The organism is Roseofilum halophilum BLCC-M91 (genome assembly GCF_030068445.1).
GTDB classification, from domain to species: Bacteria; Cyanobacteriota; Cyanobacteriia; order Cyanobacteriales; family Desertifilaceae; genus Roseofilum; species Roseofilum halophilum.
Genome location: NZ_JAQPOK010000137.1, coordinates 1 through 12,675 on the forward strand (window position 1 = coordinate 1; position 12,675 = coordinate 12,675).

The window sequence follows — 12,675 nt, forward strand, 5'->3', positions numbered from 1 at the left end:
CGCGGTAATGGGTAATGGGTAATTGGTAATGGGAAAACCATTTTTCACGCTATAATCCCCATTTTTCAGGCTTTTCATGGGAAGGCACTCAACCCTTAAAATTTCGATAACTGTACCTCATAACATCGAAAAGCGCTGTATCAAGTGATGTCTTGTAGAAGATGACCGGCTAGGTCAAATTCTATGGATGTGAGAGGAAGTTCTGAAAAAGAAGCCTCGCCCAAGAACTTTGAAGGGGGAGGGAGCCAGATCGCTCCATTAATCTAATTGGGGCGATCGCCTAAACAGGCAAGATGATAGCCTATCCGGTCAACAATGTTCTCCATCAGGAACCCTGGTATTCAGTGTGATTTATGCTCTTGTTATCCACTCCAGATAATGCTCCGCATCGCTTCGCGAACGGACAGGTCAATCGACTTAAAATAAAGCCTAAATTAAACCTCGCTGTTGATCTCGAACAACAAAACCCTATGGTGTGGCAACCGGGACATCAACTCCAAGACGGTCACTATACGATCGCCAGGCAACTCGGTGAGGGCGGATTTGGGATCACCTATCTCGCTCAAACCCAAACTGGCGAGAATGTAGCGATCAAAACCCTCAATGACAAAATCCGCAACCACAAAAACTTCGAGAAATGTCAGCAAGACTTTCTCAATGAAGCCCTGTGGATTGCCAAATGTTCCCATCCCCATATTGTCAGGGTCGAAGAGTTGATCCAAGAAGACCACCTGTGGTGTATTGTTCTGGAGTATATAGAAGGAACCAATCTCGGTACTCTAGTAGATAGGGAAGGAGCCTTACCCGAAGCCGAAGCCCTACACTATATCCAACAAATTGGAGACGCTCTCAATACCGTCCATCATCAAGGGTTCTTGCATCGGGATATCAAACCGCTCAATATCCTCCGGCGTAAGGGTGAAGCCTCAACCACACTGATCGACTTTGGCATGGCTCGCAAATTTATGCCCAACTTAGTCCAAGGTCATACCGCTTATGTGAGTCGAGGATTTGCCCCCATAGAACAGTATGACTGGCAATCCTTTCGGGGCGCTTACACCGATGTCTATGGTTTAGCCGCTACCCTCTATGCGCTCTTAACCGAACAAGTGCCAGAATCGGCAACCAATCGCGATCGCCGCGTAGCTCGTAACCAAAGCGATCCCCTCATTCCTCCCCAGGAACTGAACCCAGTCATTAGCGATCGCACCAACGCCGCCATCTTAGCAGGCATGGCCCTCGAACCCGAAGACCGGCCCCAGTCCATTCAGCACTGGTTCGATCTATTGGGACTTGCCCTCATTTCTCCCCCTTGGCAAACCCCCACCCCGATCAACGATAGCGAGCGTAAGTGGAGTTCGGCTGTAGGCATGGACTACAGCGCCTTAGAACAACTCCTAGCCGCCGGAAATTGGCAAGAAGCCGATCGCCAAACCGAGCAAATCTTGCTCGAAATTAGCAACCGTACCTCCCAAGGCAGTCTCACCGAAGAAGAAGTCAAATACCTCCCCGGTAGAGACCTGCGAACCATTGACCGCTTATGGGTGCAGTATAGTAACGGTCACTTTGGGTTTAGCGTGCAAAACCGCATTTGGCGGTCTTTAGACAAAAATTATCAAGAATTCGGCGATCGCGTCGGTTGGCGATCGCTAGGCCAATCATGGTTAGCCTACGCTAACCTTACCTTCGATATCGGCGCTCCCCAGGGCCATCTTCCCACTTGGGGAAGACGGGGGCGCTTATGGCCCTACCTCGGATCGCGACTTAAGCGCTGTGGACTATAGCGCTATGCGCTAGTAATGGGTAATGGGTAATGGGTAATTGGAGGTGAACAACGTTCAGTTCTTTTACCGATTTACACCAACCCACTTAGATTTCCCAGCCCTACTCAATCTCAAGAAAATCAGGAGAATAAAAACATGGCATTCATTACTGCTGAATCCACCCTATCCGTTGAAGCTCTGACTTTTGTCAAAGTCAACTACGAAGCTGAACTGCAAGCCCACTTTGGGGTAAACGTCAGCGAACTCAGCGATGCACAAATCGGCGAATTTGCCCTCGAAATTTCCGCCACCACTGCTCTTGGGAAAGCCATTATTTCCGTTGATAGCAAAGGAGAAGGCAGCGTATCCGGCGATTTAAGCAACGGTCAAATCCTCATCGGTGGTGCAGGAAACGATCAAATCAATGGGGGAAATGGCAATGATGTCCTCATTGGTGGATCGGGCAAATCGAAAAAATCTGGTTCGGGTGGCGGCTCCGGTTCTGGCGGCTCCGGTTCTGGCGGCTCCGGCGGTGGTTCCGGAGCCGCATCAGGCGCTCTCTCTGGCTTATCCGGTGCTGACGGTGACGACGAAATGGACGGCGGAGACGGTAACGATACCTGTCTCGGTGGAGACGGTAACGACTCCTGTGCTGGCGGTGCGGGTGATGATTCCTGCGTCGGTGGCGATGGCGAAGACACCTTAGACGGTGGAGATGGCAAAGACACCCTAGACGGTGGAAAAGATAAAGATACCCTCATTGGGGGTGCAGGCGATGACTCCTTAGTTGGGGGTGACGGTGACGACTCCTGTGTAGGGAACGACGGCAACGACACCCTAGACGGCGGCAATGGCAAAAATACCCTCGAAGGGGGTGCAGGCGATGACTCCCTCATCGGCGGAAATCAGGATGACACCCTAGTGGGCGATGCCGGTAATGACACCTGTCTGGGAGGCAATGGCGATGACTCCTGCGTGGGCGGTGAAGGGGATGATTCTCTAGTCGGCGACAATGGTAATGATACCCTCGTCGGTGGCGAAGGCGGTGATACCCTAGTGGGCGGTAACGGCAAAGATAGCCTCGTTGGTGGAGAAGGAGCCGATAGTCTCGTCGGTGGTAATGGTAAAGATACCCTCGTCGGTGGCGATGTGCTGGACGGCGGCGCTGATGATGACCTGCTCATTGGTGGAGAAACCACCACTGAAATCAAAGGGGGAGCTGGATTTGATATCGTCAGTTTCCTGAGTATCGAGCTAGACATTTCGATCAATATTGGCTTAGAAATTAACGTTTCTGCCACAGGCACAACCACAGTAACGGGAAGCCTAGCTGGAGGGGGACAACTCAACAACCAAATGGAAGGAGTTGAAGGATTCACCGGTTCTAAAGGTGATGACAAAATTACCGGTAGCGAGAACGGCGATGCCCTCAATGGTGGAGAAGGTAATGACAATATTGATGGTGGCGAAGGAGATGATACCCTCACCTGTGGAGAAGGGAATGATACCTTAACCGGTGGCGATGGCATTGACATTGTTTCCTATGTGGAAGCCTCTGTCGGTGTGGAAATCAACCTGGAAACTGGGATCACGGTTGTGGGTCAATTCGAGAATCAGATTAGCGGATTTGAAGGGGCAATTGGTTCCGAGTTCAATGATGTGATTACGGGTGGTGCGGTTGCTGGCTTAAATCTGCAAGCTGGCGGTGGTAGCGACACCTACAAGTTGACTGCTGAAAATGCTGTGGGAACCACGATTAAAGATGGTGGTGGTACGGATGATGCCATCGAGGTGGAAGGGGTTACCCTGTCTCTACCTCCGGAAGGTGAAGATGCAGCGCCAGCCACGGGAACGAAGGTTTTACGCGATGGCACCAATTTAGTGGTCGATCTCGATAATGATGGCCAGGTTGATGCAACCAAAGACTTGGTGGTTGAAGACTTCTTCTCCTTTACCAGTAATTCTGGCGGAGCTGGTGTTGTTGAACAAGTCGCTAATTTAACCAGTGCGGAAATTTTGGCGGCCTTCCCCAACCCTGAACCCCCAGCGTCTGGTTCCGGTTCGGGTTCGGGTGCGGTGACTGACCCGGTTGCGCCTCCGAGTTCTTCTTCAACCACAACTACAACCGGAACGGATGTTTCTGTTGAATTTACCACTGAGTTTAACGTCAGTATCGGTAATGATGTGGTTGTGGGTACGGCCGGAACTGATAATATCTTTGGTTTAGCCGGTAACGATCAAATTGATGCCGGTGCAGGTGATGATACTGCCAATGGTAACCAAGGTGAAGATGTGGTTAACGGCGGTACAGGTGATGATACTTGTTACGGCGGACAAGGTAATGATTCCGTCAGTGGTGGTGATGGTAATGATATGGGTTCGGGCGATCGCGGCAATGATATCGTTAACGGAGATGCTGGCCAAGATCAACTTACCGGCGGTCAAGACAATGACTCCATCGACGGTGGCGCAGACAACGATAACATCTTTGGCGGTCAAGGCAATGACCTGATCAACGGTGGGGATGGCGATGATGTCATCAGTGGTGATGCAGGTACAGACACCCTCATCGGTGGCGCAGGTAATGATGTCTTTGTTCTTCGCACCGGAACCGCAGCCGCTACCGCAGCCGAAGCCGACCTGATTTTAGACTACCGCGAAGGCGACACCATCGGCTTAACCGGTGGCATCACTCCCGACAACCTCACGTTCACGGTCGAAAATGGCAATACCATTATCGAAGTGACCAATAATGGCGCAACCTCTGTTCTCGGTATCGTTAATGGTGTAGCGCCTGAGCAACTCACCTTTAGCACTGCCGACATTCAGGTTAACGTTACCGGTAATGTTTCCGTCATGAGCAGCACGTTTGTGGGTGGCACTATTGGTGGTCAAGAGTTTGCCGTGGGTGCAACCGCATTCGCCAGCGTTGACTTTAGTCAGTCCTTTGCTCTGGTGTAGGTTCTCCATTCTCAGAGTTTCGGTTCAATCCTAATCCTGTAGGGGTCAATTCATGAATTGCCCCTACTTTTTTGTTGGGGTATCTTGATTGGTGTCCCTTATCTTCTGTATTCCTAGGATCTCAGAGCGCTCAAAGGGCGTTTAATGCAACAATTCTAATCATGTCTCTATTTCCTCTTATGCCGATCGCCGCCTTAATGGTGATGAACCTCAGCCCCAGTCTGCATCTTTCCCAACTCCCCCCATCCCTAGAGAACCAATCTTGGCAATGGGTTGACTGGACTGAAGGGGACACCACAGAGCGTCCCCTCTCCCAAGCTCCGATTACCCTGATATTCAAAGAGGGTGAAGTGAGTGGATTTGGGGGATGTAACAGCTATTTTTCTACCTACGAAGTGGACGGCGATCGCCTAACTATGGCTGAGTCCTTCGGTCGCACGTTCAAAGCTTGCGGCAACCTCTCCGAACAAGAAGACCAATTTCTAGAGCATTTAGGGCAAGTAGAGCGCTACCAGATTAACCCGAATGGAGAACTCTATCTGTTTTACCGTCAGAATGGGGAAATGGGGCAAATGCGCTTTAGACCGGCTTCAGAAACCTCCCCAGCTCAAACCTCCTTTACCGACATTCCGGCCGACTATTGGGCTAAGTCCTTTATCATCCCCCTAGTCGAGGGTGACCTGATGTCTGGGTTCCCCGATGGTACATTCCGCCCCGATGCAAAAGTCACCCGCGCCGAGTTTGCCAGTGTTCTTCAGAAAACCTTCGATCTACCCCAGGTGCGTAAGCGCGTCCGTTTTCGAGATGTACCCGAAGATTTTTGGGCCCATGGAGCAATTCAATATGTAGCTACGACCATTCCCCAGCTCATGGGAGGGTATCCAGGAGATCTGTTTCGCCCAGAAGAGCCGATTTTAAGGGTTGAGGTTGTGGTGAGTTTGGCAAATTTATTGCGGGACGTGCCAGAGGTAGAAGTCGATCGACTGTTGGAGGGCTATGAAGACCGGGAAAAAATCCCTGATTATGCCTTAGAAAAAGTGGCGATCGCTACTCAACAGCAAATGGTGGTCAATTATCCTCAAACTGGGCAACTGCGTCCCCAGCAATCCACCACCCGTGCAGAAGTGGCAGCCCTGGTTTATCAAGGCTTGGTACAAATTAATCAAGCTCCCGAAGTGCGATCGCCCTATCGAGTCAATCCTTAAATTGATGGGATAACAGTACAAGATTGCTCCCTTCTCAGGCTATTCTGGATCGCAGATCGTCTATAGCTCAAAATTCAACAGTCCCCAGGGAGCATCTATAGATTCACAAAAATGCGGACTGTGCAACAAATTTCTCGGCAGAACCATCAGGGAAGAGATATCCCTGAATCCCCTAAGCCAATTTTTATCCCGATTAGCTATAAAAAATCGCGTTACTCTAAACAGAAGAAGAGGCTTGTGACATAGGGGGTTGAGGGGCAAAACCCACCTTTTCCCCTTCGAGTTCCGACCTATTGAATCTTTCCCAGGCCCCTAGCCTGTGGCATCAGCGATCGCTCAGGGATAGGGTCTTAGGGGTCATCCACCGCTCTCAATCAACCCAAACATGCTCAACGATCACAATCACCAGATGAATCACTTAACTTCAACTCCGGGATGGCAACGGTGGGTTGGTGGGACTCTCGCGGCATTGATCGTGATCGGGCTAGAGGGGGTAGGGATGATCGATCAATTAGAACAGTTAGCCTATCGAGGCTTGTTCCAGTTGCGGGGAGAGGAACGTTGGCATAGTCAAGTGGTGATTGTGGGCATTGATGAAACAACACTGAAAAATCAACAAAACTCCAAGAGTTCCCGGCAACTTTATGCAGCTCTTTTACAGAGTTTGGCCCCCAGTCAGCCCCGGATGGTAATTTTGGATATTTTAATGCACGATCGCTCCCCCGACGATCCGCAGTTGGCTCAAGCCATGGGTCAAGTCCCCGTGGCATTACCGGTGGCTTGGGATAGGCAAGGAAATCAGAAGCAGCCGGTTCCGGAATTAGCCGCCGAAGCTGTAGTCATGGGCCATGTGGTCAGTCGTCAAGATGCCGATGGATTGACTCGCACCGTAGCGTTCCAATCACGACAGATTCCAGCCCTGGGAGTAGCAGTCGCTCATGAGGTGATGAATCAGCCTGTGGGCTTGGATCGGCAGGGGTCTGAACCCCTATGGATTAATTGGCCCGGCTCGGTGAAGCATTTGCCCCAATATGGGTTATTGGATGTGATTGAAGGGCGAGTGCCGATGGAGAACTTCCGCAACAAAATTGTGATTGTGGGGGCTAATGTGACCGGGTTTAATCCTGTGTTAACGCCCTTTGATGTTAATCCTCCAGCCAATGGCATTCATGTTCATGCGGCGGTGATCAGTAATTTGTTATCCCAGAATGGACTAGAGCGGGTGGGAACCTCTTGGAATTGGGGTGGCATACATTGGCTTTATTTTGGGGGAGCGATCGCCTTGAGTGCCACCGTGGTGTTTTGGTCGTTCCGCAAACAAGTGATTGTGGTGGTGGGTTTGGGTGGAGTATGGCTAGGGGTTTGTTATGTGGCTTTCCGGTTTTATTATCTTTTGCCGGTGGTATCTCCCTTGATGTTGTTGGGTTTAACCCTGTTATTGGTGACGCTTCAAGACCGGTTGAAGATGAAGGCGATTTTGGTGGAACGGGAAAAGCAGTTATTTGAGTCAGCTTTTTATGATTCGGCTACGGGTTTACCCAATTATGCCTTGTTTATGGAGCGGTTAGAGGGGGCCCTTTCTCGCACTCGTCAACAGGCTGGGCCGCCGTTGTTTGCCGTGTTCTTTATTTATCTGGATCGTTCTAAGGTGGTCAACCCCGATTCGGGCCATCGCTTGAGTAATGAGTTGCAGGTAGCGATCGGCGATCGCATTGAAGAGGCTCTCAGAGAAGCGATCTCTCCCGATTCCTCTCGGCCCCTGTTGTCTCCTTCACCCCAATTCTCTTCCCTTTCTGAGATCGCCTCTAAAGGGACTGAATTTACTATCGCTCGCTTGGATACGGATACGTTCGCTGTTTTGGTTAATACTTTATTCTATCCCAGACAGGCGATCGATATCGCTCAAACCATCGATCGAACCCTCTCCCATGCTTGTATTTCCGATCGATTACTCCCCCCTGGAGACTCAGACGAAACCCGGAGTTTACTAGAAGAAAACTTATCGGCCATGACCGCTTTTATTGGAGTAGCATTGTCAGCCGTCAATTCGGATTTCGATCAAGTTTCGGTGAACATCTATTCCCAGGCAGAAAGTATGCTCCGAGATGCCGAAATTGCCATGTATCAAGCCAAAGTTAAAGAAAGTCATCACTACGCGGTTTTTGACCAAAATCTCCACAACGCAGAAGTGCAAAAATTAGAACTAGAATTAGATCTGCGACGAGCCATTAATCGCTCTCGAAAACAACAGGAAAACTTGTCTGCTTCCATGAGAAAGAGCCATCCTACTCCAACACCGTTTACCTATCCCTCTGAGCAATGGGGATTGGAATTAGAAATGCAAAGCGATTTTCGGCTCTATTATCAACCCATTGTGGCTTTAGATACGGGGCGAATTAGTGGATTTGAAGCCTTAGTGCGTTGGTATCACCCCACCCGTGGCATGGTTTCTCCCGTGGATTTTATTCCTTTAGCGGAAGAGACAGGATTGATAATGGATTTAGGCGATTGGATTTTACAAACCGCTTGTTATCAGTTACGAGAGTGGCAAAGTAAGTTTCCCCATGGCTTAGAAGTGACTATGGTCGTGAATTTATCTAGTTTGCAGTTGCATAACCCCCATCTCGTCAGCCAAATTCAACAATTACTCGATGAAATGAACTTGGATAATCGTTATTTAAAGTTGGAAATCACTGAAAGTGGATTGATGGAAAATGAAGAAATTGCCCTAGACTTGTTAAGAACGATGAGAGAGGCAGGCATTCAGTTAAGTATTGATGATTTTGGTACGGGTTATTCTTCCTTAGCTCGTTTGCATAATTTGCCTGTGAATACGTTAAAAATTGATAAGTCATTTTTGCAAAGAACGACTTTCGATCATGAAAGTTGGGAAATTATTGAAACCATTATTATTTTAGCCCATAAATTAGGGTTGACCGTCGTTGCAGAGGGGATCGAAACCGGCGATCAATTTGAGTTACTTCAAAGACTCAATTGTGATTATGGTCAAGGGTATTGGTTATCTCGACCGATGGATGCTTCAGGAGCAACAGCCTTGTTAGCTAAAAATCCCCAGTGGTAAGACTAACGGCAAAAAACCGCCTCTCTCACAGCCCGTAGTGCCATGACACAGCTAAAATAGTGCATTAGCGTAGGGTGGGTTAGGCGGCTAAAACATAGACTCTGACAGCAATCTATCAATCCGCCGTAACCCACCATTTTAGGGTTGTCACGGCAGTAGGTTGGGTTGAACGAAGTGAAACCCAACATCAACCCAACCGACAAACTCCCTATCCCCCTATCCCCCTATCCTTCCATCCCCCACCATTGACGATCGCCCCACTTCTCCCTAAGATGAAAGTCTAGTCAAAAATGTAAAGATTCGTTAAGATAATCTCACAAAAGTTTCGGCTATTCCCACAATTGACCATTGCACGAGGGGTTAAGGATGAAAAAAACACATAAAAAAACAAATTGGCAAACCTGTTTAGCGGGAATTCTAGCGCTGTTGATTTGGGCGATCGCTCCAGCCGCCCACGCCTACAACAACCCAGAACTCCTACCCGACACACCCACACCCATCATTGACCTAGGGCGCAACCTCACCGACACCCAAGAAAGCAACCTCGCCGACGATCTCACCCAATTTGAACAACAAACCGGCTGGAAACTCAGAGTCTTAACCCAATTCGACCAAACCCCCGGCCGAGCCGTCAAAGACTTCTGGGGACTCAACGATAAAAGCGTCCTCCTCATCGCCGATGCTAGAGGCGGAAACATCCTCAACTTTAGCGTTGGCGATGATGTCTATAGCCTCCTGCCTCGCACCTTCTGGATCGAACTACAAACCCGCTACGGTAACCAATTCTTCGTCCGCGAAAACGGCTCCGACCAATCCATCATTCAATCTCTTGAATCCATCAAAACCTGCCTCATCCAAGGCGGATGCAACGTCGTCCCCGGACTACCCAGAGAACAATGGATTCTCACCCTAATCACCTCCCTCGTCGGTGGCATCATCTTTGGCTTTGCGGCCATTCCTCGGCAAAATGGGCAAATCTTCGCCTGGCAATGGGCCCTGATCTTCTCTCCCCTGTGGGGCATCCTGTTTATCGCCTTCGGCATTGGCCCCGTTGTCTCCCGCACCAGCGAATGGCTGCCCCTAGTTCGCAACATCATTGGATTTGTCCTCGGAGCCTTAGTTGCCTATCTCTCTCCCACCTTCAACCAATCGGAAATCTCAGAAACCTAAACCAGAGTGGCCCAAACTGGTAAGCTAATACCGTAAGCATTCAGAGGTTAGTCTAAAACAAACGACGCTTAACTCCTCTGAATGCTCACCCACCCACCTGACCCTTGTCTTGCGACTCAAATATGGAATGGCACATCACAGACGCTCTCAGTTTCGGCATCATTGACCGTGAAGTTGGTTCTCACAGTTTTTCGCCAGCAGAATACGAAATTGTCCGTCGGGTGATTTACTCCACTGCCGATTTTGAGTACAAGTCCCTGATCCGATTTTCTGACCAATCTCTCCAGTCTGGCGCAGCCGCTTTAGCCGCCCGAACCACCATTGTTGTCGATGTCCCCATGGTACAAGTGGGCATTGCCCAATTAATTCAGGAAACGTTTGCCAATCCGGTTTATTGCAGCATGGAGACCCTCACCCGTCCCCAAAAGGAAAAAACCCAAGTGGCTTGGGGGGTGGAAACCTTAGCTCGACGATATCCAGAAGGCATATTTGTGATTGGTCAATCGCCAACGGCTCTAGCTGCCTTAGTAGAATTAGTGGAGACGGAAGTGATTAAACCTGCTTTAATTGTGGGCGCACCGGCGGGTTTTGTGGAAGCGGATGTGACCAAGGGCCGTTTGAATGATTCTCAAGTTCCCCATATTCGCATTGAGGGCCGTAAGGGCAGTGCGGTGGTGGCTTCAGCGATTATGAATGGGTTGATAGATTTGGCTTGGCAAGCCTACGGGCAAGAGGTATAGCGCTGAACCCTGGGGAAACTGCGATACCAGTGTATCGCAGTGTAACAAAAGGGTTTATTAAAAATGGAGCTGGGCAGAATCGAACTGCCGTCCGCAATAGCTATTACTCTCTGTTCGTTCACAAGCTTATCCCATCTATATCCTCTGGGCGGGAACCATTCTTGACCCCGAATGGTGGGGATTTCTAGTTAAGTCTTAACCCTTAAATACACTAGAAACTTTTCAAGGGAGCATCCGTTGGGGTTTTCACCACAGCCCTTAACGGAGTCGGACTATGATGGCTCGCGCCTGTTTGAGGCTAGATTTAGGCTACAGCAGCAGCCTTACGAGCGAAAGGAACGATGTTGTTCGCAGTTACATTTAGTTTGAGCCTTGATTTACGAGAGGGGACTCACTCTCGGCTTGCATCACAGATTAGCTTTCACTATCCCGTCGAAACCATTACAGCCCCGTGGGCGATCGCCATAGCCGATCTTTAACACTTAACCTAATTATAACCACATGGACTGGGAAACGGCCAAATTTTGTCAAGAAGGCATCTGAGCAGTTAGGGTCTACAATTAAAGTCTAACTCTATTCATACGGGTTCCAGTAGGGTCTGACCAAGGACATCATGTTAAACACTACAGAAATTCTCATTCACCATTTTGTCGATCAAGTCAAGCAGGGATATCGTCGTACCTATGGAGGCTGGAAACATGACTATGAAGATATTATTGGTTGGGCAGCCAATATGGCCTTGGAAAATATCGCCAATAGTGATGCCCTATACCATAATGTAGAACACACGATTTTGGTTACCTTAGTGGGTCAAGAGGTGATCCGAGGCAGACATATTCGTGAGGGGGGGGTATCGTGTGAAGATTGGCTGCACTTTATTATTTCCCTGCTCTGCCATGATATTGGTTATGTGCGCGGAGTCTGTCGCCAAGACCAAGAAGGTCTCTATGCAACGGGTAAGGATGAGGCGATGGTTTCCTTACCTCCAGGGGCTTCCGATGCGGGGATGACTCCTTACCATGTAGACCGGGGCAAGTTGTTTATTGAGGAACGGTTTGGGGGCCATAAGTTAATTGATGCCGATGTGATTAAGCGTAATATTGAACTGACGCGCTTTCCGGTTCCCAATGATAGCGATCATCAGAATACCAGTGATTATCCGGGATTGGTTCGGGCGGCCGATTTGATTGGCCAGTTGAGCGATCCTCGATATTTGCAGAAAATTAGTGCTTTGTATTATGAGTTTTTGGAAACGGGAGCGGCTAAGGCGCTCAATTATCGTCATCCTGAAGATTTACGCAATAATTATCCTAAGTTTTATTGGCATGGAGTTTTTCCTTACATTAAGGAGGCCTTGGGTTATTTGGAGTTAACCCAAGAAGGAAAGCAGGTGATTGCGAATTTGTATGCCAATGTGTTCCGGGTGGAACATCAGCCGAATCCGTCGTTACAGATGATTGTTTAACTAATTGCCTTAGATCCCGCCACTGATTCGGAGTACCGAATTCAGTGGCGGGATCTAAGGCGGGCTGCAACGATTGTATCTCCGACCCATGCCCCAAGGCGAGAGAGGAGAGATATGAGGAGTAGCCAAATATTGCCCCAATCATTTTACTGAAATTGTATAGAATAGTAATAGGTCGATACTTGGAGAAAATTAGATGAGACGACAAGCAGTAAAAGTCAGGCTCTACCCCACAGACGAACAAATTCAAGTGTTAGCTCAACATTTTGGATGTGCGCGTTGGTGGTGG

The 12,675-nt window shown here is 49.2% G+C and carries 8 protein-coding genes and 1 other RNA gene; 8 read left to right on the forward strand and 1 reads right to left on the reverse strand.

Annotated elements, in window-relative coordinates:
- Window positions 1-470: 470 nt before the first annotated feature.
- The 6 genes from PJF56_RS17865 (at window position 471) to PJF56_RS17890 (ending at window position 10,921) form a co-directional block, all read left to right on the forward strand.
- Window positions 471-1,784, forward strand: a complete 1,314-nt coding sequence (locus tag PJF56_RS17865; RefSeq protein WP_283764058.1) for a serine/threonine-protein kinase — start codon at window positions 471-473, stop codon at window positions 1,782-1,784.
- A 135-nt stretch (window positions 1,785-1,919) separates the two neighbouring features.
- Window positions 1,920-4,724 carry a calcium-binding protein gene (locus PJF56_RS17870; RefSeq protein WP_283764059.1) on the forward strand — a complete coding sequence of 935 codons (2,805 nt, stop codon included), beginning with the start codon at window positions 1,920-1,922 and terminating at the stop codon, window positions 4,722-4,724.
- A 161-nt stretch (window positions 4,725-4,885) separates the two neighbouring features.
- Window positions 4,886-5,929: an S-layer homology domain-containing protein gene (locus tag PJF56_RS17875; protein ID WP_283764060.1), complete on the forward strand. Its 1,044-nt coding sequence runs from the start codon at window positions 4,886-4,888 to the stop codon at window positions 5,927-5,929.
- A gap of 409 nt (window positions 5,930-6,338) precedes the next feature.
- Window positions 6,339-9,011 carry an EAL domain-containing protein gene (locus PJF56_RS17880; protein ID WP_283764061.1) on the forward strand — a complete coding sequence of 891 codons (2,673 nt, stop codon included), beginning with the start codon at window positions 6,339-6,341 and terminating at the stop codon, window positions 9,009-9,011.
- 366 nt (window positions 9,012-9,377) lie between these two features.
- Window positions 9,378-10,181 (forward strand): TPM domain-containing protein, encoded by an 804-nt coding sequence (locus PJF56_RS17885; RefSeq protein WP_283764062.1) that lies wholly within the window; start codon window positions 9,378-9,380, stop codon window positions 10,179-10,181.
- 122 nt (window positions 10,182-10,303) lie between these two features.
- Window positions 10,304-10,921: a precorrin-8X methylmutase gene (locus PJF56_RS17890; RefSeq protein WP_283764063.1), complete on the forward strand. Its 618-nt coding sequence runs from the start codon at window positions 10,304-10,306 to the stop codon at window positions 10,919-10,921.
- Window positions 10,922-10,982: 61 nt separating this feature from the next.
- Here the strand turns inward: PJF56_RS17890 and ssrA are convergent.
- Window positions 10,983-11,372, reverse strand: a transfer-messenger RNA (tmRNA) gene (ssrA, locus tag PJF56_RS17895).
- 162 nt (window positions 11,373-11,534) lie between these two features.
- Between ssrA and PJF56_RS17900 the strand changes: the two genes are divergently transcribed.
- Window positions 11,535-12,386, forward strand: coding sequence for an Npun_R2479 family HD domain-containing metalloprotein (locus PJF56_RS17900; protein WP_283764064.1), 852 nt, complete (start codon window positions 11,535-11,537; stop codon window positions 12,384-12,386).
- A 196-nt stretch (window positions 12,387-12,582) separates the two neighbouring features.
- Window positions 12,583-12,675 (forward strand): helix-turn-helix domain-containing protein (locus PJF56_RS22250; protein ID WP_347179470.1); only part of this gene is annotated, 93 nt, incomplete at its 3' end.

Excerpts from the sequence above, each read along its gene's own strand:
- PJF56_RS17865 (WP_283764058.1), top strand. The coding sequence starts at position 471 with ATGGTGTGGCAACCGGGACATCAACTCCAAGACGGTCACTATACGATC.
- PJF56_RS17870 (WP_283764059.1), top strand. The coding sequence starts at position 1,920 with ATGGCATTCATTACTGCTGAATCCACCCTATCCGTTGAAGCTCTGACT.
- PJF56_RS17875 (WP_283764060.1), top strand. The coding sequence starts at position 4,886 with ATGTCTCTATTTCCTCTTATGCCGATCGCCGCCTTAATGGTGATGAAC.
- PJF56_RS17880 (WP_283764061.1), top strand. The coding sequence starts at position 6,339 with ATGAATCACTTAACTTCAACTCCGGGATGGCAACGGTGGGTTGGTGGG.
- PJF56_RS17885 (WP_283764062.1), top strand. The coding sequence starts at position 9,378 with ATGAAAAAAACACATAAAAAAACAAATTGGCAAACCTGTTTAGCGGGA.
- PJF56_RS17890 (WP_283764063.1), top strand. The coding sequence starts at position 10,304 with ATGGAATGGCACATCACAGACGCTCTCAGTTTCGGCATCATTGACCGT.
- PJF56_RS17900 (WP_283764064.1), top strand. The coding sequence starts at position 11,535 with ATGTTAAACACTACAGAAATTCTCATTCACCATTTTGTCGATCAAGTC.